The 25,553-nt window shown below is 64.1% G+C and carries 24 protein-coding genes; 22 read left to right on the top strand and 2 right to left on the bottom strand.

What is annotated here, in order from left to right; all coding sequences use genetic code 11:
• Positions 1–568: 568 nt before the first annotated feature.
• The 18 genes from C8J44_RS17450 (at position 569) to C8J44_RS17530 (ending at position 20,646) form a co-directional block, all read left to right on the top strand.
• Positions 569–799 (top strand): hypothetical protein, encoded by a 231-nt coding sequence (locus C8J44_RS17450; protein ID WP_183128849.1) that lies wholly within the window; start codon positions 569–571, stop codon positions 797–799.
• 233 nt (positions 800–1,032) lie between these two features.
• Positions 1,033–1,524 (top strand): RNA polymerase subunit sigma-70, encoded by a 492-nt coding sequence (locus C8J44_RS17455; protein ID WP_121905570.1) that lies wholly within the window; start codon positions 1,033–1,035, stop codon positions 1,522–1,524.
• A gap of 28 nt (positions 1,525–1,552) precedes the next feature.
• A complete protein-coding gene (locus tag C8J44_RS17460; RefSeq protein WP_121905571.1) occupies positions 1,553–1,894 on the top strand; it encodes a hypothetical protein in 342 nt (113 codons plus the stop codon).
• A 20-nt stretch (positions 1,895–1,914) separates the two neighbouring features.
• Positions 1,915–2,394, top strand: a complete 480-nt coding sequence (locus C8J44_RS17465; protein ID WP_121905572.1) for a hypothetical protein — start codon at positions 1,915–1,917, stop codon at positions 2,392–2,394.
• Positions 2,364–2,834, top strand: coding sequence for a MarR family transcriptional regulator (locus tag C8J44_RS17470; protein ID WP_147453226.1), 471 nt, complete (start codon positions 2,364–2,366; stop codon positions 2,832–2,834). Before C8J44_RS17465 ends, C8J44_RS17470 begins: the two co-directional genes overlap by 31 nt.
• A 678-nt stretch (positions 2,835–3,512) precedes the next feature.
• Positions 3,513–4,847, top strand: a complete 1,335-nt coding sequence (gene repC, locus C8J44_RS17475; protein WP_121905574.1) for a plasmid replication protein RepC — start codon at positions 3,513–3,515, stop codon at positions 4,845–4,847.
• A gap of 241 nt (positions 4,848–5,088) precedes the next feature.
• Positions 5,089–6,015 (top strand): replication initiator protein A, encoded by a 927-nt coding sequence (locus C8J44_RS17480; protein ID WP_259466935.1) that lies wholly within the window; start codon positions 5,089–5,091, stop codon positions 6,013–6,015.
• 177 nt (positions 6,016–6,192) lie between these two features.
• On the top strand, positions 6,193–10,410 hold the full coding sequence (locus C8J44_RS17485) for a strawberry notch-like NTP hydrolase domain-containing protein (RefSeq protein ID WP_121905576.1): 4,218 nt from the start codon (positions 6,193–6,195) through the stop codon (positions 10,408–10,410).
• A 125-nt stretch (positions 10,411–10,535) separates the two neighbouring features.
• On the top strand, positions 10,536–12,599 hold the full coding sequence (locus C8J44_RS17490) for a ParB/RepB/Spo0J family partition protein (protein WP_121905577.1): 2,064 nt from the start codon (positions 10,536–10,538) through the stop codon (positions 12,597–12,599).
• A 140-nt stretch (positions 12,600–12,739) separates the two neighbouring features.
• Entirely contained in the window at positions 12,740–13,663 is a 924-nt protein-coding gene (locus tag C8J44_RS17495; protein WP_121905578.1) for an ArdC family protein, read from the top strand.
• Entirely contained in the window at positions 13,660–14,631 is a 972-nt protein-coding gene (locus C8J44_RS17500) for a phosphoadenosine phosphosulfate reductase family protein (RefSeq protein WP_121905579.1), read from the top strand. Before C8J44_RS17495 ends, C8J44_RS17500 begins: the two co-directional genes overlap by 4 nt.
• The gene (locus C8J44_RS17505) at positions 14,628–14,837 is read left to right on the top strand and encodes a hypothetical protein (protein ID WP_121905580.1); all 210 of its coding nucleotides are present in this window, start codon (positions 14,628–14,630) and stop codon (positions 14,835–14,837) included. Before C8J44_RS17500 ends, C8J44_RS17505 begins: the two co-directional genes overlap by 4 nt.
• 73 nt (positions 14,838–14,910) lie before the next feature.
• Positions 14,911–15,546, top strand: coding sequence for a hypothetical protein (locus tag C8J44_RS17510; RefSeq protein ID WP_121905581.1), 636 nt, complete (start codon positions 14,911–14,913; stop codon positions 15,544–15,546).
• A 24-nt stretch (positions 15,547–15,570) separates the two neighbouring features.
• Positions 15,571–16,182: a DUF6927 domain-containing protein gene (locus tag C8J44_RS17515; RefSeq protein WP_121905582.1), complete on the top strand. Its 612-nt coding sequence runs from the start codon at positions 15,571–15,573 to the stop codon at positions 16,180–16,182.
• On the top strand, positions 16,175–17,155 hold the full coding sequence (locus C8J44_RS17520; protein ID WP_121905583.1) for a hypothetical protein: 981 nt from the start codon (positions 16,175–16,177) through the stop codon (positions 17,153–17,155). Before C8J44_RS17515 ends, C8J44_RS17520 begins: the two co-directional genes overlap by 8 nt.
• A 50-nt stretch (positions 17,156–17,205) precedes the next feature.
• Positions 17,206–17,364 (top strand): hypothetical protein, encoded by a 159-nt coding sequence (locus C8J44_RS18555; RefSeq protein WP_183128842.1) that lies wholly within the window; start codon positions 17,206–17,208, stop codon positions 17,362–17,364.
• A 766-nt stretch (positions 17,365–18,130) separates the two neighbouring features.
• The gene (locus C8J44_RS17525; protein WP_121905584.1) at positions 18,131–19,090 is read left to right on the top strand and encodes a DUF2493 domain-containing protein; all 960 of its coding nucleotides are present in this window, start codon (positions 18,131–18,133) and stop codon (positions 19,088–19,090) included.
• Positions 19,091–20,235: 1,145 nt separating this feature from the next.
• Positions 20,236–20,646: a single-stranded DNA-binding protein gene (locus tag C8J44_RS17530; protein WP_037527256.1), complete on the top strand. Its 411-nt coding sequence runs from the start codon at positions 20,236–20,238 to the stop codon at positions 20,644–20,646.
• 72 nt (positions 20,647–20,718) lie between these two features.
• Here the strand turns inward: C8J44_RS17530 and C8J44_RS18850 are convergent, their stop codons facing one another.
• The gene (locus tag C8J44_RS18850; protein ID WP_242152868.1) at positions 20,719–20,991 is read right to left on the bottom strand and encodes a hypothetical protein; all 273 of its coding nucleotides are present in this window, start codon (positions 20,989–20,991) and stop codon (positions 20,719–20,721) included.
• A gap of 704 nt (positions 20,992–21,695) precedes the next feature.
• Here C8J44_RS18850 and C8J44_RS18560 point away from each other — a divergent pair.
• Positions 21,696–21,860, top strand: coding sequence for a hypothetical protein (locus C8J44_RS18560; RefSeq protein WP_183128843.1), 165 nt, complete (start codon positions 21,696–21,698; stop codon positions 21,858–21,860).
• A gap of 190 nt (positions 21,861–22,050) precedes the next feature.
• Here the strand turns inward: C8J44_RS18560 and C8J44_RS17545 are convergent, their stop codons facing one another.
• A complete protein-coding gene (locus C8J44_RS17545; protein WP_121905586.1) occupies positions 22,051–22,377 on the bottom strand; it encodes a hypothetical protein in 327 nt (108 codons plus the stop codon).
• 248 nt (positions 22,378–22,625) lie between these two features.
• On the opposite strand from C8J44_RS17545, the gene C8J44_RS17550 reads away from it, so the two are divergent.
• From C8J44_RS17550 to C8J44_RS18340, 3 genes are all read left to right on the top strand, one after another.
• Positions 22,626–23,018 (top strand): DUF3768 domain-containing protein, encoded by a 393-nt coding sequence (locus tag C8J44_RS17550; RefSeq protein WP_183128844.1) that lies wholly within the window; start codon positions 22,626–22,628, stop codon positions 23,016–23,018.
• A 1,409-nt stretch (positions 23,019–24,427) separates the two neighbouring features.
• On the top strand, positions 24,428–25,114 hold the full coding sequence (locus C8J44_RS17555; protein WP_121905587.1) for a ParA family protein: 687 nt from the start codon (positions 24,428–24,430) through the stop codon (positions 25,112–25,114).
• A complete protein-coding gene (locus C8J44_RS18340; protein ID WP_147453227.1) occupies positions 25,111–25,476 on the top strand; it encodes a hypothetical protein in 366 nt (121 codons plus the stop codon). The genes C8J44_RS17555 and C8J44_RS18340 overlap by 4 nt, the downstream gene beginning before the upstream one ends.
• Positions 25,477–25,553 lie beyond the last annotated feature (77 nt).

The following is a 25,553-nucleotide window of genomic DNA, read 5'->3' on the forward strand; positions in this document are numbered from 1 at the left end:
CGCTGTGCATGTTTGCGGGTGTTGATATGCCAACAGCGGGCGCGACCCTACGGGCACGGCTCTATCGACGCAGTGGCGTCCACCGAGCCGCCTCTGGCGTCTCGTCCCATATGGGTGACGATCCTCGCGTGAGGTGCGCCACGTGGCACACCCGTGGACGCGCAGCGCGCGAGCAATACCGGATTGACGTCGAATTCAGCAACGAGCGCAACGTCAGCCTCCAGAATGCTGGGGCACGCTTGAGTTTGCAATGACAGCGTGTTTTCGCCTGAGCCTTATGCCATAGTGGTTTGGCTTGGGCATGGCTTGAACACCATCCCTGGCCCGCATGTGCGGTCGAATGCTGGGTCCCCGATTTCCGTCGGGCGGCCCGCGAAATACAAGACCTTGCTACCGCTTGTCGGTGCGGGGAATACGTGGGGCGTGGTTACCAGTGTTCCCGCGTGTTCAACCGTCCCGGCTACGGGCGGTTGATGGAATGCGCGCCATGTCCTTGATCAAAAGTTTGCTTACGAGATTCCGCCGGCCCCAAAGCCCTTCACAGGGCTTATCCCGCAGCGGTGAGGGGGTGCTTCAGATCGAAGCGCTGGTGCAGGCACATGGCGACTGGCTGGCACTACTGGCCACGATACTGGAACGCGAACGTATAATTACCAGTGTCGAACTCGCCCGCACCCTGTCCGAATTTGCCGCGCATACAGCCGAAGATCGCCCTGCCGAGGGACAGATCCTTTCCTTTTGGGCCTCGCGCTTGAACGACACAGCCGCAACTCTCGGCAAATTTCCGTCCGTTCACTAGGGCGTCACTCGAACTGAGTGGCGGCCGCTGCCGATCGCCGAGGTGCGCATGGGTTCGGCCACCTTCGAAATTGAGAACTCGGCGAGGCGTCGTGGGCCCTCGAACGAGACCTGTTCGCCGCGTTCGCGCGCCGACTCAACTCATTCGCAATGTCAATTTGATCGGCAGAGCCCGTCAGGAGTTATCCCTGATCTGGAGCCGAATCATTCCGCGTTGCGAGTATTTTCAAGAGCATGCTGACCAACGAACCGGGCAGACCTCCTGCCGAACAGGCGCCCCCAACTCCGACGCCAGATGTAAGCGCACCGGATCGCATTGCCCGCCTGACCGATCGTCAGCGGTCGTATCTCCGCCTTGTGCTTCAGAACCGCAACTCGAAGGAGATCGCCGCGGCTACGGGCAGCAGCCACAGGGCGGTCGATAAGCAGCTGTTAAAGGCCAATAATATCCTCGGTGTGCCGACCCGTTTCGATGCCGCGCGGCTTTTGGCGGATTACGACGGAGGGGTAGAGCCTTTACCCCCTGCAAACGACCTACCTTCCGCGCCGCCAACTTTCCCGCTTTCCCTCCCGTTGCCGACCGCTGGGGCGGCAGCGAATATGCTCACCTGGAAGCAGGTTGCCTTCTGGACTGCGATCATCTCGATCGTGACCCCCTTGGGCCTGACCGCAGCCGGCATGGCGATTGTAACGCTGCTTCTTCTGCTCGGGCTGAAACCACTATGATGGGCGCTGGTCGTCCAAGGGAGCCGTAATGCAAGGACTTTCCAATACGAGCCGGGTAATCGCGGATGAGCTCCGCAAGGCGGAGCGGTCGATCAACCTCGCCGCGCGCGACACTGCTCAGTTTCTTTTGACGACACTCGACGCGACGGAGGTGCATAGCCTTTCGCCTGCGATGACGCAGCGGACGGTGAAGGCAACCGTTGCAGCGCTCGCGTCGTTGGTTGATGGCCAAGACCATATGGCTATGCGAGCGCATCTGGCCGTTGAGCGGGTTGGCCGACAACTTGGTCTCACCGAGACAAACTGGGGCGAAGGCACGCCGAAGCCGACGACGGCTACGCTGACCGAGATGGCCTTGGAGGCAGCGTAAATTGTCTGAACGGAGAATCGATGTCGCTCGGGATATTTTTGGCACTACTGTTTAATTCCACTCTCGTGGGTATCTGCAGTTTTGCTTTCTTCCGGGGCGGTCGACCTGAGCGCTGCGGGGCAGCAATCAATGTTGTTGCCTCTGTGGTGTCGTCGGTTCTTCGTTTGTACGACGTAGCCCGCCTTGCGCCGGCCGACGTGATCATCATGTCCATCGACTTCGGCGTTGCTATCGGGTTCTACTGGCTGGGCATCACCACGACCCGCTTCTGGCCGATCTGGGCGGCAGGTTTTGCGCTCGGCGATCTGTTCATGAGCGCTCTCGGCGCATTGCTGCCTGGAATCCCGCTCTTTGCCTATCATACCGGGCTCGGGATCTATGCTTATCTCGCGCTTGGAGCCCTTGCGCTTGGCACGTTCCGCATACCCCGCGACGCCGAGCCCTACATCCGAAACGGATCAAGACGATTATGGGTGCAGCATATGAAGGAAACGACCTGATCGACGTCGTTGTGCGGCTGCCGCGCAAGGCGATCGAGGACACTTTGCTGTCTATGCCGCCAGACGCGAGAGACCTGTCCGAGCGCAGGCTTGCCGAGGCCAGGGCGGTGTTGGTCGGCCGGCGTAGGCGGGCGACCCACTTCAACGGGGTCCGCTTCTATGATCCGAGCTGGGACATGATCCTGGAGCTTTACGTGGCCACGTGCGAGCGGCGCCGCATCGCTGTGTCCCAGCTTTGTAAGCTTAGCGGAGGCTCGACGACCACCGCTTTGCGCCATATCGAGCATCTCGAGGCGCTTGGATACATAGTCAGACAAACGGATCCCGATGACGGACGCCGCCTGATTATCGGCACGCTCACTCCCCTTCTTGCTGCTTCGGAGCAGTGGCTCGATCTTCAGATCGCCGAGTCCCGAATACAGGATCGAAGATCGGGCTGACGAATTCCACGGGTCACACAAGACTCCGTTCTTCGGTCGTCAGTGACATATCGAACGCCTGAAAAAGTCCCATTCGGTCTACCGCTTGGACAGACGACGTCAGCCAATTTCGAGCGTGAACTCGCAATTCCTCGCCGGCTCAACTCTCATTTTCCCGCCACGCCTACCCGGCGCGGCGCTGAGGAGGACCCTCTCCTTCTGTGCTACATGTTACGTGGGGCTGCCGAATCGCCCGATTCTCACGCCGTTACCGAAAGCACGAGCGAGAGCGCGACGGCGTTACCGATAGCACGTGCCTCGGCAGCACGGCGTTATCGATAGCACGAGCGAAGATCGACGCTTCGTTACCGATAGCACGTGATTATTGCCCGTTCCGTTACCGATAGCACGATTCATCGCGCACGACCGACCCGCCAGCGATGCTTAACAATCGACGATGTGGATCGGCTCAACGCTGACCGCCGCCGTCCACCCGGGCGCGCGTCACAACGATCAAGGGGGACGCTGTGCGGACATGAAAAACCCGGCACGAGGCCGGGCTTTTCGGGACGCCTGCTAGGGCGGATGTGAGAACTCTCACTTAGCTGGCTCCCTTTCATATTGCTACCCCAAAGCGCCGACCGTGGCGCCACGGTGTCGCTTTGTCTGCACGGGCTCCCCTCCCAGGGAGAACGAACGATGGCTGCTGCCCAAAGCCCCGGCCGGGGACTTCGCCGGTTTGACGAGCATGCCGCCAAGGCGACGAAACTTGTCGACGAATTTTGCGGGCTCGAGACCGGAATGGCACCTTCCAACGCGCTTGCGGCGCTCAAACGGGCGGCTCCTTATATAGGCGTCCCCCTGCGCGTGGTCTCCGTCATCGACCTCCTGTTTGCCTGGACGAAGCCGCAGGACTGGCTGGGTGGACAAATCCCCGTCGTTTGGCCATCGAACGACCTGCTCGCCCAAAAGCTGGGCGTAACCGTCCGACAGGTTCAAAAGCTCTTGAACCAGGCACAGGCCTTCGGTCTGGTCAGCTTTCGGGATAGTCCGAATGGTCATCGTGGTGGACGCCGCGGAGCCGACGGCTTCATCACCTGGGGCTACGGCATCGTGCTCGCTCCGATCGGGACCAGGCTTCAGGAATTTGCTGCCCGCGCGGCCAAGGGTGCCGCCGAGGACGCGGCACTGACAGTGCTCCGCAAGCGCCTGGCCGCTGCCCGCAGGAATATCAGGGCTCTGGCCCAAACGGCATTCGACGCCGATCTTCACGATTTGAAGGCGGGTGACGATCTCGCGTTGGCGTTGATGGCCACCGACCAGATGCGTTGCGTCCGCGATGCCGGCCTTCTGACGGGCTGTGTGGAGCAGATCGAAGAGCGTGCGCGTCGTCTTGCCGGGGCTGTTTCGGCCAAGATTGCCGTCCCCAATACGGGTAGCGATCAGAATGATAGTTCATGCTGGGATGGACGTGAGGACATCCACTCTACAACTACAAGCAAACTCCAATCTGCTAAAGCAGATACCCGTAGTGGCTTGGCGAAAGACAGTAGTGGAAATGGGGACGCCCTCCCCGCTCAACCTCAAACTGCCGTCGACGACGATCTGGAGAAACACGGTGTCGATCCGGAATTCATGATGTCGATCGCGCCGGAGCTTTGTTCCGGTCTGCTCCACCACGATGGATCGTGGGGCGAGGTGGTCGCCACCGCGGAGCGGCTTGCGGGCCAGTCGGGGATCAGCAATCACGCGTTCAAGGAAGCCTGTCGCATCATGGGCCAACGAGGTGCTGCTGCCTCCGTCATCGCCACCATCCAGAAATACCGGCGCGGCGAGGTTCAGCGGCCCGGCGCGTATCTTCGCGGAATGAGCAGCAAAGCTGGCAAGGGCGAATTGAACCTGGGGCGGACGCTCCACGGCCTCAAGGACACGAGCCGCGCGGTCGCCATGCGGGGGATGTCCGATGGAACCGACGCGACGCCGATCGGGAGCCTGATGTCGCGGCTGGTTTCCCGGGGAGCCGGACTAAGATGACGGGATCTCGTCATCTTTTCAAAGGCCTGGACCTCGTACTGCACACCTGGTCTTTGAACGGCTTTCACGGCGTTACCGATAGCACGAGTCCCGACCGAGTTTGCGGTGGCCCGCACCTACCGAAATGTGAAACACACCCCGATTTACCGGCTAAATCGCTCCAAATCCTCGTGCTATCGATAACGCGGTCGCTTATCCGACTGCAGGTTTGCGGCCGATCCGCTATAAGCGGCTTTGCTAAGTGAAGCTGGTGGGAGCCCCGACGATGGATTCGCGAGAAGTCGCTCTCACCCAGGGCAAGCTGTTCGACTATCTCGATAGCCCGCTGCACGGCAAAGTCCGTGGCGAGCAGAGTATCATGGACTTTCCACTCTTCTCGTTAGCGAAGCGGCCTCAGATGGAGGCGATGACCTACGAGATGGACGGCGTTAAAATCGAGATCAAGCCCAGTTCGAGCGGTATCGCGACGATGTGGGATAAGGAGGTCTTGATCTACGTCCTGTCGCTGATGGTGCAGCATATTGGTCGGACCGGGGGTGAAGTACAAAACGTCTTCACCTTCAATGCACACGACTTCTTCCGGGCGACCGGCGTCGGACGCCCATCGAAGCGTGATTACGATCGCTTCATCGAAGCGCTCGGTCGCCTGCAGGGCACGCAGATCCGCACGAATATCAAAACCGGCACCGTGGGGACGAAGGGCTTCTTCTCCTGGTTCGCGGAAGCGCAGGCGACCACTCGCGAAACGGCGAGCGGCGTCGATCAACTCATGCCTGTCCGCGTCCAGCTCTGTGATTGGCTCGTCCGCGCGGTCTCGCGCGACAGCCGTATCTATGACTACCACAACGACTATTTCCGTCTCGGCTCGATTGAACGACGCCTTTATGAATTGGCGCACTGCTACTGTCGTGATGAAGAATATGAAATGCCTCTGGAAATGCTGGGTGCGAAGATCGGCTCAACGTCGCCGCTCCGCACGTTGAAAAGTCAGCTGAAGAAGATCGCAGCCGAGAATAAAATGCCGAGCTACTCCATCGAAGTGCGGGAAGTTGTTCCGGAAGTCCCTGCGCGGGATAAACTAGGCCGACGGGTCGGGAAGCCCGAGACGGTCGTCGTGATGAAGCCCAAGGATCGTTTGACAGGAACTCGAGCCGCGTTGGCCGCCTGATATCGATCCATATGCCTGACATCCTGCGCAACTAGCTGCGGCCGACGCGTCCCAACCGGCTTTGGGAGATGGCTTCGCGGTAGCGATGCTTCGTCGGGCGCAAGGCGTGCAGAGGAGAGGGAGCCTTCGGCTTGTTGATCCGGTGATGAGCACCGGGCGACAAGAAGGAAGCCCTCGATGCGCACCTCAGCCGCAGCTCTCGAACTCGACTTCACCGAACCCTCGATCACGGCCGCCAAGGCCGTCGCCGACACCATCGCCAGGAACGGTTCGCTCCAGCGCGACACGCTGCTGTGGGTCATGGAGCAAGCCTATGGCGGATCCTCGGCCGACGGTCGTTGGTCGCTACGCGACGCTTACGACATGCTCGAACTCGCCGAGGTCATGCACCTGGCGAAGGCCGACCTGCCGTCCACACCCGGCAATTGCCTTGCCGCGCTGACCGAGCTGGTCGCCGGCCTGCCGACGCATACCGTTCGCAGCGAGGAGCAGATTGAGCTTCAGCAATTCTCGACCCCGGCCCCGGTCGCCTACCTTGCTGCGCTCGCCGGCAGGATCGCGGCCACGGATCTGGTCCTCGAACCGTCTGCCGGGACCGGCCTGCTCGCCGTCTTCGCGCACCGCGTCGGTGCCCGCCTGGTCCTTAACGAGATCGATCCGGCGCGCGCTGAGATGCTCGCTGCCGCGTTCCTGGGCGTTGCTGTCACGCGGCACGACGGCGAGCTGATCCACGATCTACTCGAACCAACGATCCGGCCAACGGCCGTCCTCATCAATCCTCCCTTCTCGCGCAGCACCGGTCGCCATGCCGACCCGCTGGCAGCGTTCCGACATCTTCGCGCCGCCTTGATGCGTCTCGGCACCGGAGGCCGCTGCGCCGCCATCCTGCCCGACCGCGTCGATACCTCGAGCCGCGCCTGGGCGAAGGCGACCGAGGGTTGCACGCTGACGCTGCACCTCGAATTGCCGGCGAATGCCTATGCGAAGCATGGCACCAGCCAGACGGTGAAAATCATGGTGCTGGAAAAGGGCACTGGCACGCCTGCCGAGCTGATCCGCTGCGCGACGCTCGCCGATGCGCTTGCGGCGATCACCGCCAAGACCGCTCCGCCTGTGTGCGCGCCTGTCCCGCGCACGGCGTCGCTGCTCACCCGCCCCACCGGGCGTAGCTCGCTTCTTGGCGGCTTGACGAGCAAACCGCGCCTCAACGCACCCCCGGGAAAAGCGGCGCAGTCGCAGACAGCGACGCCGATCGATTACACCGTGTTCGCCGAGCCACTCCCGACCGGCGAGTCTGTCGGTGTGTACCTGCCATACCGGCCCAGCCGGATCGCGATCGGCTGCGCAACGGCGCATCCAACCGCGCTGGTGGAATCGATTGCCATGGGCTCGATCACCGCACCGCGGCCGACTTACGTCCCCACGCTCCCGCAAGCCGTCGTCGACGCGAAGACGCTCTCCGACGCACAGCTCGAGACGCTGATCTATGCCGGCGACGCTTTCGAGCGTGACATCCCCGGCCTGTTCAAACCTGTCGAGGAGGGACTCTCGATCGCACCATCCGAGGATGGCCGTCCGTATCGGACCGGCTTCTTCCTCGGTGACGGCACCGGGGCCGGCAAGGGCCGTCAGGTTGCCGCGATCATCCTCGACCAGTGGCTGCGCGGACGCCGAAAACACATCTGGGTCTCCAAGACCGAGACGTTGCTCGAAGATGCGCGTCGCGACTGGACCGCCGTTGGCGGTCTCGCGCTCGACATCCAGCATCTCAACCAGTGGAAGCTGGGCTCGCCCGTAGGCGCGGCCGAAGGCGTGCTGTTCCTCACCTATGCGACGTTACGCTCCAATCGCGGTGACAAGGGCACCCGGCTCCAGCAGATCCTCGAATGGGTCGGCGACGACTACGACGGCATGATCGTGTTCGACGAGGCGCACGAGATGGCTGGTGTCGCAGGAGGCGAAGGCAGTTTCGGCACCAAACAAGGCTCCGATCAGGGCATCGCCGGCGTCCGTCTCCAGAACCTTCTGCCGCGCGCCCGCGTCCTCTACGTGTCCGCGACCGGCGCATCCGACGTCAACAATCTTGCCTATGCAACGCGGCTTGGCCTGTGGGGTCCGGTCACGGCGTTCGCCGATCGCCGGACCTTCGTCGACTCCCTGCGCCGGGGCGGTATCGCCGCGCTGGAGCTGATCGCGCGCGACCTGAAAATGCAGGGCCTCTACGTCTCGCGCGCGCTGAGCTTCGCCGGTGTCGAATACGATATCCTCCAGCACAACCTCACACCAGACCAGATCGAGGTCTATGACGCCTATGCCGATGCGTGGGCGATCATCCACAGCAACCTGCGCGCGGCGCTGGACGCGACCCGCGTGACGGACAGCTTCTCGAACGACACCTATAACAGCGGCGCCAAGGCGGCCGCGCTGTCGATCTTCGAGTCCACCAAGCAGCGTTTCTTCTGCCAACTCCTGATCGGCATGAAGCTGCCCTCACTCGTTCCCGCGATCCGCGCCGATCTCGCGCGCGGCGAGAGCGTGGTGATCCAGCTCGTCTCGACGTCCGAGGCGATGCTCAACCGGGCACTGGCCGCGCTGACCGTCGAAGAACGCGCCAATCTCGACATTGAACTTTCGCCGAGGGAGTTTCTCATGTCGTACCTCACGGCCGCCTTCCCGGTCCGGCAGATGAAAACCTTTGTCGACGAGACCGGCAAAACCCGTTCCGAACCAATGTCGGACGAAGACGGCCGCCCCGTCTTCGCCCGAGAGGCGCTCGAGATGCGCGACAACCTCCTCGAGCAGCTCTGTGCACTACCCATCGTCGGGTCCGCGCTCGACCATATCATCGGGCATTTCGGCACCGATGCGGTCGCCGAGGTCACGGGGCGTAGCCGGCGCGTCATCATGGACGCCCACGGCCGCCAGCGCGTCGAAAGCCGCTCGCCCCGCACCAATCTCGCCGAGACCGACGCTTTCATGCGCGGTGCAAAGAAGATCCTGATCTTCTCCGACGCTGGCGGCACCGGCCGCAGCTATCATGCGAGTCTCCGTTGCGAAAACCAGTCGCGCCGCAATCATTACCTCCTCGAGCCGGGCTGGCGTGCTGACGCCGCCATCCAGGGGCTTGGCCGCACGCACCGCACGCATCAGGCAACCGCGCCGCTGTTCCGGCCGGTGTCGACCAACTGTCGGGGCGAACGTCGCTTCATCTCGACGATCGCGCGCCGGCTCGACAGCCTGGGCGCGCTCACCCGCGGCCAGCGACAGACTGGCGGTCAGGGCCTGTTCGACCCGCGCGATAACCTCGAAAGCGACTATGCCAAGGAGTCGCTCGAACAGTGGTTCCGCCTGCTCGCCAATGGCAAGCTGCGCTCGACCACGCTGGACGAGTTCCAGAAACTGACCGGCCTCGAGCTGGAGGGCGAAGGTGGCGGCCTCAAGGAAGAGATGCCCCCGATCCAGCGCTGGCTCAACCGTATCCTCGCGCTGCGCATCTCCATGCAGAACGCGATCTTCGACGAATATCTCGGGCTGATCGAGGCGCGCATCGAAGCGGCGAGAGAAGCCGGCACGCTTGATCTTGGTGTCGAGAGCATCAACGCCGAGCGCATCACGATCCTCGATCGCACCGTCATCCGGCGCGACCAGACAAGCGGCGCCGAGACCGAGATCCTTCGATTGGAAACCGAAGAACGCTACAAGCCGCTCGCGCTGGATCGCGCCTTGCGGATCGGCGACGACGCCCGTCCGATCGTCAACCGCAAGTCGGGGAAGGCCGCGATCCGGTGCAGCACCTATTCGCTGACCGACGATGATGGCGAGATCGTGCGCCGCTACGAGCTGGTCCGCCCGACGCGCACCGAACGGATGCGCCAGGATCTTCTTCTCGAAACGATGTGGGAAGATGCGAGCGAGGCGGAGTTTTCCGCGCTCTGGCAGGCCGAGGTCGAGGAGATTACGGGCAAGACCCGCACCAATACGCTCTACCTCGTCACCGGCCTGCTTCTTCCGGTCTGGGACCGCCTGCCCGACGATCACGTCCAGGTCTGGCGGCTCAACACCGATGACGGCCAGTCTTTCCTTGGTCGCATCGTTCCCGCCCCACTTGTGAGCAAGCTCGCGGACGCCTTCGGCATCGCCGCCACCATCACGGTGTCGGGTGCCGAAACCGCCAAGCACGTCATGGGGACGGCTGAAATCACCGCGCTCGGCGCATACCGGCTGAAGCGCAGCCTGGTCGCAGGCCAGCAGCGCCTTGAGCTGCTCGACTGGCCGCACACGCGATTGCCCGAACTGAAGGCAGCCGGGTGCTTCACCGAAATCATCCAGCACAAGACACGGATGTTCATTCCTGTCGCGACGGCCGCGACCGTAATCGACCGTATCACCGCTTAACACGATCGAGGCTCTCTTCCCGGGTCATCAAAGGGAGGGGAGGGAGCCTTCGGCTTTGTGAGCTTGGAGGACCAGGCTCGCGTGACCGCGGGACGCGGCGCGCCATTTCCAAACGGAGACGACCGATGATCCAGTCCGTGAAGGTCAAGAACCTGACGCTGTCGAAGGACAATGTGCGCAAATCCAACCGTGACGCAGGGATCGACACCCTCGCCGCGAACATCGCAGCCCAGGGGCTGTTGCAGAACCTGATCGTCACCCCGCTCAAGAAGGCGGGTACGTTCACCGTGAAGGCGGGCGGTCGGCGCTTGCGCGCGCTCCAGCTCCTGATCCAGCAGGGCACCCTCCCCGCCGATCACACCGTCCCGGTCCTCGTGCTGAGCGACGACGACAACTCGATCGAGGCGAGCCTCGCCGAGAACTTCCAGCGCGTGCCGATGAATCCGGCCGATGAATGCACCGCGTTCAACTTCCTGATCCAGAAGGGCATGACCGCCGAGGACGTCGCCAAGCGCCAAGGCGTGACCACCCGCTTCGTCGAGCAACGCGTGCGCCTTGCCGAGCTGGCCCCGCCAGTATTCGAGGCGCTCGCAGCCGGCGAGATCACGCTCGGCGTTGCGCAGGCTTACGCCGTCACCACCGACGTCGACCGCCAGACGCGTGTGTTCGCCCAGATGAAAACCTCATACTACGGCGACAACCCCGACAATATCCGTCGCGCGATCCTCAACGGCACGGTCAAGGCGAACGACGCCAAGGCCCGCTTCGTCGGTCGCGAAGCCTATGTCGCCGCGGGCGGCCGCATCGAGGGCGACCTGTTCGCCACGGAAGGCGATGAGAACTGGATCGACGTCGACCTGATCGAGACGCTTGCCGCCTCGAAGCTCGAAGCCGCAGCGGCCGAACTGGCGCGAGACCAGGGCCTCGCGTTCGTCACGCCGATCGCGGCGACGCACGTTCCCTACGACCTCGAGCGCCAGCTTCACGAGTATCACGCTCCCGCCCGCGCCCTCACCGAGGACGAGACCGCGCGTGTCGAGGTTCTGTCGGCCGAGAACGACGCGCTGATCGACCAGCTTGAGCAGGAACTGCCCGACGGCAGCGCCGAAGCCGAGGCAGCGAACGCGCGTATCGAGGCGATCGAGCGCGAGCTGGAGACGATCGAGGACGCCCGTCATGAGATCGATCCGGCGCTGAAGGCGCAGATCGGGACGTTCGTCTATATCGGCGGTGACGGTGAACCCCGCGTCCACACCCGCCTCTTCAGCGAAAAGCCGGTCGTGGATCCGAACGCCCCGCCCAAGGAGTCGGGCGGCGCGACCGGGGACGGCGATGCCGGTGACGGCGAGCAGGGTCCGAAGCTCAGCGCCACGCTGATTGATGAACTGGCGACGCAGCGCCGCCAGATCCTCGCCGCCCACGTCGCCAGCGACCCGGGACTCGCACTCGACCTGACCATCTTCCTGATGGCGCAGAACGTGGTGTTCGAGCAGGCGCACATCCCGAACCACTCGACCTTGAAGTCGAGCGCCGCGGGCTTCCCGATCTTCGGGTTCCGCGACGAGGGATCGATGGCGTCGCAGACGATCGACGACCAGCGCCAGCGGCTCGACACGAGCTGGGCGGGTCTGCCGACCATGACCGCCCGCTTCGACGCCTTCCGGGCGCTCGACGACGAGGCCCGGGGCGCTTGGGTTGCATACTCGATAGCACGAACTCTCGAACCGACGCTCAACGTCGCCGAGGGCTATCGGAGTAACGGCTTCCACGACCATCTCGGTCGCCTCCTCGACATCCAGGTCGAGAATTGGTGGCGCCCGACGGCCGAGAACTTCTTCGGCCGGGTTAAGAAGACCGTCATGCTCGACGCGCTCGAGGAGATTGGCGGGCCGATCCTGCGCGGCCGCTACAAGGACGCCAAGAAGGGCGACCTTGCCGGCACCTGTGCCTCGCTGTGCAACGGCCAGGGCATCGTCGAAGCCGAGATCCGCGAGAAGGCGACCGCCTGGTTGCCGGAAGCCATGCGCTTCGAGGCACAAGAGAAGGCGGCGCGCACGCCGCTGCGCTCGAGCTTCGCCGATGACGAGACCGGCACCGATCCGGACGAGGACGACGATACCGACCTCGACACCGGTGACGACGCAGTGATCGATCACGAGGAAGAGGAGGATTTCAGCCAAGCGGCCTGACGCCGGCTTGCACATTTCGAGGCACCTGGGGGCGGCACTTTTCACGGAGTGCCGCCCCTCTTTCTGTGACCCGGCACCGCCTCCCGAAAGAGGGGAGGATGCTCACGCGGGTTCGCCTCACCTCAATCAGGAGAACGATCGTGGCACAGACCACCGACAAGCCCTCGCCTGCTGACATCATCACCAACACGATCATCGACAAGCTCGAATCCGGGGTGCGTCCCTGGGTCAAGCCATGGCGCCCCGGCCTTGGCGGCCGTCCGCTGCGCGCGACCGGCGACCCCTACAAAGGCATCAACTGCTTCTGGCTGTGGCTGTGTGCCGAGGGCGCGGGCTACAACTCGCGCACCTGGATGACATACAAACAGGCGCAGGCCCTTGGCGGCCAGGTCCGCCAGGGCGAGCGCTCGCAGATTGCGATCTTCTACAAATCCTACAGCAAAACCGTCGAATCCGTCGTCACCGGCGACACGACCGACGAGATGCGGCGCGTGCTGCGCTCCTACGCCGTGTTCAATTGCGACCAGATCGACGGGCTGTCTCCTGACTTCTACCCGAGCCCTGTCAGCATCGTGCCCCCGGCCGATGCGCTGCCCGAGCGCGCGCAGCGCTTCCTCGATGCCCTGCCGGCTACGGTCCACACGCGCGGCGATCGCGCGTTCTACGACCGCACCGCCGACACCATCACCATGCCGCCCGTCGCGCTATTCTCGACGCGCGCCTACTTTGCGGCAACACTCGCCCATGAGGCAGGCCACTGGAGCGGCCATCCCGACCGGCTCGATCGCACGTTCGGCAAGCGCTTCGGCGACGACGCCTATGCGTTCGAGGAGCTTTGTGCCGAGATGACCTCAGCGCTGCTCGGTGCCGATCTCGGTCTGCCGACGTCGCATATGGACGACCACGCCGCCTATATCGGCTCGTGGTTGAAGGTGCTGCGCAAGGACAGCCGCGCGATCATGACCGCCGCGGCGAAGGCAGAAGCGGCAGCCGGGTATCTGCTCCGCGCGACCGGCCTCGACGCCTCGGCCGAACCCGAGGAACAGATCCGTGAAGCAGCATGACCGCTCCGGCCGCCCTCCCCGACCTCGGCGCCTACCGGCGCTTCGTCGTGGCATTCAGTGGCGGCAAGGACAGCCTTGCCGCCCTGCTCCACCTCCTCAGCCTCGGCGTGCCGGCACACGCGATCGAGCTGCATCACCATGATGTCGATGGCCACGGCCCGACCTTCATGGATTGGCCGTGCACCCCCGCCTATGTCCGCGCGATCGCCGAGCAGTTAGGGATCGCTCTCTACGTCTCGTGGCGCGAGGGCGGCTTCGCGCGCGAGCTGGCGCGCGACGACGCGCCGACCGCCCCGATCGCGTTCGAGACACCGACCGGCATCGGCCGTGCCGGGGGCAACGGCCCTGCTGGCACGCGCGGGCTTTTTCCCCAGACGTCTCCCGATCTTCGGGTGCGCTGGTGCAGCCCCGCGCTGAAGATCGACGTCCTCGCCGCCGCGATCCGGAATCAGCCGCGCTTCCTCGACGGCCGCACGCTCGTCATCACCGGCGAGCGCGCCGAGGAAAGTCCCTCGCGTGCGCGCTATGCGACGTTTGAGCCGCATCGCACCTCCACCCTCGCGCGTGCAGTCGATCATTGGCGCCCGGTCCATGACTGGACCGAGCGCCTGACCTGGGACGCGATCTCGCAAGCGCGCATCCGCCCCCACCCGGCCTACGTCCTGGGATGGGGACGTCTGTCGTGCCGAGCCTGCATCTTCGGCTCACCGGACCAATGGGCGACGCTCCGGCTCGTCTTCCCCGCCGCCTTCCGACGGGTTGCGGCTCGCGAAGCCGCGAGCGGGAAGACGATCCATCGCTCGCTCACCGTCACGCAGCTCGCTGACCGCGGCACGGCGTTCCCGGCTGCGACGCTCCATCCCGACGAATTGGCGCAAGCCGATGATCCGGTCTGGCGTCTCTCGATCCTGGCGGATCGCTGGACGCTCCCTGCCGGCGCATTCGGCGACCATGCAGGCCCGCCATGAACGCCGCCACGCGCGTCGATCTCATGGACCTGCTCGCTCCCACGCGGGAAGACCCGCTGTGGGAAGCCGAGAAATCGGGATGGCGCTGCTTTGTCATGGGCAACGACCGTTGCCATTACCGCCGAGGGAGCAAGCTCCGTACGGCTTGGCAGTCCGGCTATGACGCGGCCTCACGATCTGCCGATCCTGTACGCTTTATGCTCTGACCAAGGCACCGTCCACGGAGGAGAGGGAGCCTTCGGCCTTTTGAGCGCGCGTGTGCGCTCAGGAGGTTCGGTCATGCTCTACGACACCCATTACCGCCACAACGAGGCGCTCTCCCCTGCCGCGCTGGGCACCCTGCCCGCTGCGCTCCATGCCCTGAACGCGGGCGTTGACGACTGCCGGCGTGCCGGCAATCCGATCGACCGTGATGCGTCGATCCTGCTGCTGATCCGCAACCTGGCGTCCGTCGCCGAATTTGGTGCGCCCAGCACCAACGAACTGCGCCTGCGCTGTGCGGACGGTCGGGGCACCGTCATCGCCGGATCCGCGCTGCTCGCCATCGCCGGCAATACCGTCGCCGGCGATGGCGCGGCGAAACGGACCTTCCATCGACAGGCACGCGTCGCGCTCGCTTCGCTTGCTGCGGCGATCGGCCTCGAGGCGCATGACGTCCGCATCGACACGGACATGGGCGGGATCGCGGACGACGGAACAACCGAGCTGCGCCACGCCGATCTGTCGATCCGGGTGCGGCCGCACAGCTTCCTCCCCGACAGCGAAATCACTTTCAATCGCTGCCGGGGCGGCGAACACGCCGGCCCCGTTCAGCGCGCACCGATCGCCGAGCTGCTGGATGCAGCCACGTTCCAGCGCCGGCTCACGGCGACGGTTGGTGACGTAGGCACTCCGCGCCTCGCCGCTGCCGCCTGATCCTCACGTCATCGGAGACTTATCATGGGTTGGCTCTTCATGCGCGATTTGGGCGGCCACGCCACCTCGCGCTCCTATCTCGACAACCAGTTCACCTACCAGCGAGACACGCATCGCCTGACCGTGCTGGCATCGGCCATGGTCGGATCGACCTATTACGCCGCTTGCGAGCGTCTCGCGGACGACGTCGAACGGATTGTGTTCGGCATCGTCTGCCTCACCAAGACCAGCACCGGCGCGCGCGACGGCTGCACGTTCGGGTACAAGGATATGGATGAAACGGTCGGGCCGAACGAGAGCGAGTGCCCGGCCGCGATCCTCGACGAGCTGACCGCTACGGACAGCAAATATGCCTTGGCCTGGCGCGCGCGGTGCCGCGCCAACCTGCTCGCGAAGAAGCTCGACCGGGCCAAGCCGACCCCGAAGCCTGGGCAGATCATCATCTTCGATGAGCCCATGCGCTTCAGCGACGGCAGCGACCGCAGCCGCTTCGAGGTGGTTGCCAACCCCAAGGGCAAGACGCCGCTGTTCCGCGACCCGGAAAGCCGCGCGATCTGCCGCATCCCGGCGTTTCGCAAGCGCGCCTACCGCATCGTTCATGCGGCGATCATCGTCCGGGATACGACCAATGGTTGATCGCCCGCCCGTCATCGCGGCCTGGGGGGCCGGCGTTGACTCCACCGCCATGATCGTCGAGCTCGCCGAACGCGGCGAGCCCGTCGACATGGTTCTCTTCGCCGATCCCGGCGCCGAAAAATCGGCGACCTATGCGTTCATCCCCGTGTTCCGGGCCTGGATGTCGGAACGCGGCATCCCATCCGAGATCGTCCGCTACCAGCCCCGCAACTTCAAACACTGGCCGCCTTATGCGGGCATCGCCGAGAACATGCTGACCAACGCCACCCTGCCCTCCGTGGTATTTGGTGGCGGGTCGTGCAGCCAGAAATGGAAGGCGGCCCCGCAAGATGCCTGGACCGCCCAGTGGGAACCCGCGCGCCGCTGCTGGGACGCAGGCGGGCGCGTGGTAAAGCTGATCGGCTACGACGCCTCGGGACGCGACACGCAGCGTTACCATCATGCGGTCGGGTGCGAGGATCCTCGCTACGCCTACCGCTACCCCTTGCGGGAATGGGAATGGTCGCGCGCCGACTGCGAGGCGCGCATCGCGCGCGCCGGACTCCCCGTCCCGCCCAAATCGAGCTGCTATTTTTGTGGCAGCATCAAGCCCGACGAGGTGCTGGAGCTTTCAACCGAGGAGCTGCGCATCATTGTGTTGATGGAAGCGCGAGCCAAGCCTCGCCTTCGCAATGTCGAGGGCCTGTGGCGCAAGCCGGTGCTTGGCCGTCGCGGTGCGACGCCGCGTCCCGGCAGCATCACCGAGTTCATCCGCGAACGCGGCCTCCTATCATCGGCCGAAGTCGACCGCATCATCGAGACGGCGCCCTTGGCGCTACTCGATTTTCAGGCCGCGCAGGCCGCACTTCTCCCTGAGCAACGCGTCCCGATGGGGCGCTGGCTCGACGACTTTCATCGCGCGTCCGACGCGCTGGCCAAAGACCATCACCATCGTACTGAGATTCCGGCGAACTCTGTACCGAACCGGCACTGACTGCCTGTGGCGTCACCTTTGCCGAGGGTCACAAGGACCACGGGTGGACGATGGCGCTGGAGTTTCAGGCGCATCTCAATCGCGATTGGAACGTCGGCGATCACGCGCGCGAGATCAGCAGCATCCTCTCCGCTGGTCGCTTCGGGACCCACGCCCACGAAGGCTGGCCCGCTCTCGCCTTTCCGGCCGGGCGTCCCCGCTACGAATGACCCGAGCCGCTTGTGTCTCCCATTTTGCCAGCCTTCAGGAGTCCGGTCTCATGAAGACCTTCACCGACCCCTTTCGAATACCCTGCCCATTACCGTGCGGAAATCACGGTCGAGGCGGAAGATGTCGTCAGCGCCTGCCGCTCCGCTTGTCGATACGTCGCATACGACCGACGGGTGGAAGAGCCTCGGTACGGGGCATCCCACGTCGGCAGCGCTTGTCGCTGGAGGTGCGGACGTCGCGCCTTGGCGCCTTGACCTCGATTGGCGGCGCTGCTTCGCCCTGCCCGTCCCGGGCCTGTTCTCGCAAGCTACGGCGTGCGTGGGCTATGCCGCGACCCGGAGCGAGGATCTGGTCGACCCGCTTGCGCACCATGGTCGATGCGATCGGCGCCGATAGAGCGCCCACGGATCACCCCAGCGGCGATGGTCCGCTTGTGTGCAACGTGGCAGGCGCTTCTCAACGACATCGCGACGTTCGAGTTGAGCCCCACGTCAACCGTAGCAGCAAGCGTGGTCACGTCTGCGCCCGACGCCACCTGACGCCCGACAGCCCTCCGCCAGAGAGATGCGACACATGGGCGGCCGCGAGACCCCCGCAACCGCAAAAATCCGGGCCGAGTTGCCGCTTTGCGGCTGCCCGCACCACCCCGGTTTTTGCGGTTTCCCTCCGCTGCGCTCCGGTGCGGGCGCCTCTTATTCGGCCGCCCAGGAGGTGCGCATCCGGCGGATAGGCCGCCGGCCTCGATCAGATGAAGGGCTTGACCCCATGACCACTTCCCTCGCTGCCGCACTCTCCGATCTGGAGCTTGGACACCTCGAACCCCGCGCCGAAGACATTTCAGGCATGTGCCCGCCCTCGACCGAAGCACTGGAGCAGACCACCACCGCCATCTGGAGCGACCTGTTCGCAACCCTCCAGAACACGTCGCTCGAGCGCGACATCGAGGAGATGGGCTGGGGCCTGGTCAACCTCTTCCACCGGGCCGCGGCGAAGAAGCACGCGACCATCGACCGTCTCACCGACGAGATCAGGCTCCTCCTGGCCGAGCAGGACGGTTCGGAGATCAACACCGCTAACCTCGAGGACAAGATCGACCTTGCGAAGAAGATCGAGGAAGCCGCCACCTGCTACGAACACATGCGCGACACCGCAGCGGCTCACTATATCCGCGAGACCGGCCGTTCCTGGATCCCGTCGACCGGCAACCGCATTTCGCTCGGGGTTACGTCGGCAATCGTTGACGGACGCGCCTTCCTTCAGGCTCGCCGCGAGCGCGTCCGTGACGCCAACACGGCTCAGGGCACCCCGGTCGTGTTTGCCGGGGGACGGCTGACCTTCCGGACCGACGAGGACATGAAGGCGTTTGGCGACAATCTGCTGCGCACCCTGGGTGCGGTTCGGGAGCGCGTCGGCGACATGTATCTCGTCCATGGCGGCGACATGAAGGGGATCGAGCGCATTGCGGCGTCGTGGGCCGAGCAAAACGGCATCCAGCAAGTCCGCTTCGGTCTCGATCGCAAGCTGGGTGATCGTGCCGGCTTCCGTCGCAACGAGCAGATGCTCTCGCTGAAACCTCGCTACGTCATCGCCTTCCAGGGTAACGGCGTGACCGAGCGCTTGGTAATCGACGCCAAGAAGGCCGGTATCCGCGTGGTCGACCGCCGCGGCCCGCTCGGCACCCCGCCCGCAGCTCAGAACGCTCAGCGCGACCGAGAGGTCGCCTGAGCTTCGGCTCGGCCGCTGGCAAAGCCAGCGGCCTCGCCCTTTGCGGCCTCCCCGCGGAAATCCACTTACTTCCACCCCGTTGAGGAGCAAACCGATGCCTCGCCCAAACGGTTACAGACGGCTGCGCAAAGCTGGCGCTTCGCGCTTCCGCTGACGGCGACACCTATCACGTCGTCATGACGGACAACCACAGCGCTCCTCGCGCGCGCGGAACGAGGCTTTTCGACACCGTCGCAGACTCCGGCCCCGGCCTCCCGCCTGAGTGGTGAGGAAGCGGATCGCGCTGTCGATGCCATGATCGGTCGTGCAGGCTTTCCAAGGCGAACAGCCGAGCGTTGATGACTGGTTCCTAAGGGCAATCTTGCGAAGGTTCGGGTGAATAGTCTCGCGACCAGCGCGCTATTCCGCCGAGCCCCTAGCCGGTCTTGGCCTGTTCGGGTGACGCTCGACTGACGGGGACTTATCGCGCCCAAATCGCGATTCCGACGCGGAGCGGTTCCTTGGGGCGAGGCCGGAGCCTGCCCCGGGGCCGTGTTCCTCCCGGACAGGGGGCACGCCACCTCCACCGCGTTGGTCTCTGCGCCGGCTTCGCCGCGTTGTGCCAGGTGGGATGCACTGCCGGCAGGCACGTCAGCCGCGCTTGGTTCCTGCCGTCCAGGCGGGACGCTGCGCAGCACGAACCCCCCATCGTCATCTCGACACGCACGACGCGCGCGCGCCGTGACGGCGAAAGGCGGCACCAAGGTCCACGCCGCAACCATCATCCTTCACGACAGGCACCGGCGCAGGGCGCGAGCACCGGCGAGGGAGGGTGTCAGAGAGCGCCTGGATAGCGGAACCAGGAACAGTGACACTGCCGGACGAGCGACGCGACAAGGGCGTCCTGCCTCACGGTTCCATGTCCGTTGCCCGCCGGTGGGGGTCCATCCCCTCTCTTTCCTGAACGACCTAATCCGGCCGTCCACCCCCTCCAACCCGCGATCATTCGGGCCGAGTTGCCGTGTGCCACGGCTGCCCGCACCACCCCTTCGATCGGGGTTCCCCTTCGCGTCTTCGCGCTTTCGGTGGAGAGGGCGTCCTGGCCGTCTTTTTTGGTGTTCAGTCGAGGGGACGGACCCCCCGGCGAGCAAAAAAGGAACCTCGAAATGCAGAACCTCGTCATCCTCGCCGGCAACGTCGGCGCCACGCCTGAAGTCCGTACCACCCAGGGCGGCACCAAGATCACCAACTTCTCCCTCGCCACCTCGCGGCCCAAGCGCGACCAGGATGGCAAGACCATGAAGGATGGCGAAGGTCGCCGGGTCGAGGACACCGAATGGCATCGGATCACCTGCTTCAACGGGGTCGGCAAGACCGTCGCGCAGTATGTCGAGAAGGGCCAGAAGGTCATGGTCCGGGGCCGCATCCACTACACCCGCTGGACCGACGATCAGAACATCGAGCGCTACGGTGTCGAGATCATCGCCGACGAAGTGACCTTCCTTTCCTACGGCAAAAGCCGCCAGGAACGCCAAGGCGCCGCCCAGGACGATGAGGCGGATGACGTCCCCTTCTGAGGGAGGCAGTACGGGCCCGGAGCTGACGCTCCGGGCATCTTCTCGCGTTCACCGGCAATCAGGACCGCAAGGTCACAAATTCTGCAAAAAGCAGCTAAACCGCCTGCTTGAGCTGCTCGGGTTGCTTGTTGTGCGGCAGCTTCTCCCTGAATGTCGGTGAACCATACGATCGTTGAACGGCTTGCCGATGAACGTCGCTTTGTCGGGCATGTCCCCCGGACCCGGCTTCACGTTGCCGCTTGCGATCACGATCTCGATCCAGGGCCAATGCTCGGCAACGTAATGGGCCAGCGCGAACCCGTCAGTGTCGCCAGGCATCTCCACGTCGGAGAACAGTAGCGTCACATCGTCGGCGTGATCGGCTAGAAGGGTTTTAGCCTCCTTGCCCGTACTCGCCTCGTGAAAACGAAACCCCGCCCTCCTCTAGAATGTCGCAGGCGTGCATGAGGATAAACGGATCGTCGTCGACGACCACGGCATAAGGGACGGTAGAGCTCGCCATCCCGTCTAAACCCTTGTTATGAAACCGGGTTGTCTTTGTTGGTGTCTCGAACCGAGTTGGCGTCTCCCGGCGAAGCCGGGACCGTCGCTCTATTCCGCTTCGCTGCACCGAGCCCGTAGCCGGTCTCGGCCCGTTCGGGTGACGATCGACTGACGGACGCGCAGCGCGGAAACTTCTTTCCGGAAAGCGGCAACTTCCTTCCATCCTAGCCCGGCCGGGGCTGCACCGCCGCGCAGCGCACTGTCCCCGTCGACATCGGGGCGCAGAGAGGGGGCACGGACTGGGCAGGTGTCCACCGCGCCTGCGAGGGCGCGCGTTACCGGCAAACCAACGCTGAGCACGACGTTCCGGGCAGGCGGGCTTCACCCCGCTCTTGAGGCGCAATCCTTGGGCCGGCTCAGGGCCTTGTACGATCAACCCGCCAGGGGTCCGGGCGCTTCGCTACGGCTTTTTTCGCAAGCGAAAAAAGTGATCGCGGCCCTTCCCCGTCCTGTCGGGCGCCTGTCGAGCGGGGATGAACCCCGCCGGCTTCACAGGAGCCTCGGACATGTTCAACGATATCTGGATCGCCCGCAAAAACGCCATGGGCGTCGCAAGAACCTTGATGGTGGCAACCATGGTCATCGCCGTCGGCACCCAATATTCCGTCATCACCGCCGAAGATCACGACGGCTCGCTCACGATCGTCAACGAGTACGACCCTTACGCCTGAGCCTCCCGGGGGGCTTCGGCCCCCCTCCCCTTTCCGCTCGTCATGAAGGCGCCGGAGCGGGCATCGAGCCCGCCCCGGCCCTGCTGCGCAAGCACAGCAGCGCCGTGAGACGAAGGGCTTCTGCTTCTTTCTGTCCACCGCTTGGGTGCGGGATCCAAATTCAGACGGAATCTCTTCCGGAGGCTGGCGATCAGCTCCACGCCGTCCGGACAGGCGTCAGTGCCTCGAACACCTTCATCAGTCGCGGGTCGCGCAGGAGCGTCACCCATTCGCGGCCATAGGTTCGCGACGCCAGATAGAAGGTAGACCCTTCGCACTCGACCATCCGGCAGCGCTCCAGTTTGTCGACGAGCGAATAGTTAGAGCCGTGGCGTGCCACGATGTCTTCCAGCTCGGCCCGCATCAGCGTTCCGCATTTGCAGCACCGGGTCCGGACCAACGCCTTCATCCTGAGCATATCGCCGGCGCTGTCCATCCAGCGGGGCCACAGGGCAACGATGTTGGCAGCCGTTTCCATGGTCGAACGATACGCCCCGATCGGCGTGGTCGTCCAGCATCAGCCTCGACCTGAAGTCTCTTCCAGGTCGACGATCCGCGCGGCATTTCGGGCTCCTACGTCCTGGCCGGGGCGCCCTCCCGCGCAAGCCCGCCAGCGGGCTTCTCCACTCCGTTGCGACCCTACGGGTGCGCGAGCGATCTATGCCCCGGCCGTCCTGTCGCCTGTCGAAAGGCCCCGATCGTCGGGGTCATTGGCAGGAGACCATCATGGCCGAGCAAACGCCTCAATCGAACCACGCCAAGGGTGGCGCAGCGGAGATCGCCCGCCTCAACGACTGGCTGCGCGAGCATCTCACCGCCCCGGGCAACAACCGTGTCGTGATGACCAGCGGGATCGCAGACCTGATAGGCGACGTCAGCCTCTTCCGAAACTTCCGCAAGCGGGCGGAGCTGCTCCGCGCGGTTCGCGACTTCGCTGCCTTCGACGAAGCGATCGACACGTACGGCGAGCACGATCTGGGCCGGTTCCGGTTTGAAGGCGCCGACTGCTACTGGAAGATCGACTATTACAATCACTACCTGAGCGCGGGCTCGGAGGATCCGGCAGATCCTTTCAAGACCACGCGCGTCCTGACGATCATGCGCGTCGACGAACGATGATGCACCGCCCCGGCGTGATGGCGTCGGGGCTCTTCGTTCTGCCGAGAGGATCGGATCGCGAATGTCGAGTCCCCCCTCCCCACTCAACGCCCTGCGATGAGCGCAACCGAGCGCGTGCGACGGAAACGCGAGATCGACTTCCCACGTGGCAACGTCCGCATGAAGCGGCCTTCTTCCCGATGAGATCGAGTGGCTCAATGCCCGTGACTTGCCGCGGAATTCGATAGCGACCGGCTGACGGTCGCGATTTGGGCAACGACGGTTGTACGGGAAGGGTGATTGGCGCGCGTGGGAGGCAAGACCGTCGCGTGGGTCGCCGCCTCCCCTGCCCTACCAACGTCGGAAAGGCTCTGTCGTCGACTCTGTCCATCGTGACGACCGGGCGGAGCCAGCGTCAAGGATGCGCGGTTCCCCCGATTTTGACGCGGCCTTCGCTTCGCTCCGACCACGACAAAATCGGCACCCCCACGCCCCGCTTGCGCGGCCGCTGCGCGGTCCTGTGACCCTGACCCCACCCGATCGTCAGCCGGCATCCGTCTCAACGAACAGACGGAGGTTCACATGCACGTCCAAACCGCACGCACCCAGGCATGGCTCGCTGAACTTGCAAACGTCCGAGCGGAGATCGCAGCACACGGGATGCCCGAGCGGGCACCCCTCCCCGCAGTAAAGCGGACCCGTAAGCTCAAGCCGCTCTGGGAGGAATGAACATCGTCCGGGCGGCCTCGGCCGCCCGATTAGAGGATCGGGTCTTCGTCTTGAGCGTCGTTATATCCGGTGTGGTGCAGGTCGTGTCGAACGAGATCGGGCCGTGGGTACTTCACGATCGATTTCGCCATTTTGCGCTTTGGTGAACGCCGATCGCGTTCGTCGCGTTCGGCGTCTCAATCTCTTGTCGATTTGTGGCTTGGCACTGCGGATTCATCAATTGCTTTGGCGACACGCGAACTGAGGGTGATTGTTCCTTCGTCTGGTAGCTGCTTGGTAGCAACGAGCTAGCGACATTGTAGCGATCTGATCGCGGTTTGCGTTCGGGTAGCAACCCGATAGCTATGACGTAGCATGTTCATACACGGTGTGGCCCTGCTCCTCGCGCCTATACAACCGCGTCTCGACGGTATCGCAAGGGTGCGTATCGCTAGTTGGTAGCAAGCAGCAACCGGCTACCAACCAGGCCGCGAGCATGTAGCTTCTTGGCCGCAACATTGTCGCACCTAAGCTGCAACAGGCTCGCGATAAACTCGCTACCACCTCGCGGTCTATTTGCGATCAAATCGCAACCATATCGCAAGCTGCTCGCTGTCAGATTGCGTCAAAGTCGCTAGACGCTAGCTGCTAGGTTGCGATATAGCAGCTTCATGAACGCTGGCTGCTACATGGTAGCAACCTGGCCGCAACGGGAGAGCAGCATGCCAGTCATCAGCTTCGTGTCGCCGAAAGGCGGGGTGGGCAAGACCACCGCGACATTGTTGCTCGCCGGAGAGTTGGCGGAGGCGGGGGGTACCGTGCGCCTGATCGATGCTGACCCGAACCTTCCGCTGGTCGACTGGGGCCAGTTACCGGGACGACCGGATGCGATAACTGTCGTCGGGTGCCGCGACGAAAACGCGATCATCGACGAGATCGAGAGGGGCGCGTCGGAGGCGCGCTTCACACTCGTCGACCTCGAAGGCGCGGCGACCGCGACCGTCACGTTCGCAATCGCGCAAAGCGATTTGGTGATCATTCCTTGCAAGGGGTCGCATCTGGATGCCACCCAGGCTGCCCGCGCTATCAAGCTCGTCAAGCAGACGGCGCGCGGCACCAGGACAGAGATCGATTATGCGATCCTGTTCAGCCAAATCCCGCCGGCGCTGCGCTCGAACAATCAGAAGGACATCGCGGAGCAGTTCAACGATGCTGAAATTCCAGTCCTTCCGGTCATGATCTATAATCGCGAGGCCTACCGCGCGATGTTCGCCGCTGGTGGAACGCTTCGCACCATCAACGACAAAGGCGTCGGCAACATGAAGGCAGCGCTCGAGAACGCCGAGGCCTACGCGGCAGCGGTGATCGCGAGGCTGCGTAAGGCGCGTACCGTGAAGGAGGCAGCATGACCCGGACCCGGCTCGATCTCTCGGAGTTCGATGATACGCCCCCGAACAAGGATCCAGCCAAGCTACGCGAGATCAGCGACGGGGCGGGCTTTCCGTCGCGTCCGGCTGTCCCAGCTGTAGCTGCTCCGCCTGTAGCGGCGCCCGTGCCTCAAGAGCGTCCCCAAGCCGGGACATTCCAACGGCCGCCACGCGTAACCGGCAATCGCAATATCGCGATCAACGTGAGGGTAGATCCCGAGACCGCTGCGCGACTCTATGCTCTTCGTGACGCGGACCCGGCACGCAAACGCGTGCTCGCCGACGTCGTCGCTGATGCGGCGCTTTTGCTTTACGAGCGCGAGATTGGCGGGGCTGCTTCATAGGCAGGGCAGGGGGCTTGCATGGCCGTTAGCGCGGCGACGCAACGCAATCTTGGTTGACCGCCCGCGCGCCGCAGAAC

The organism is Sphingomonas sp. PP-CE-3A-406 (assembly GCF_003688625.1).
Taxonomy (GTDB): Bacteria; Pseudomonadota; Alphaproteobacteria; order Sphingomonadales; family Sphingomonadaceae; genus Sphingomonas.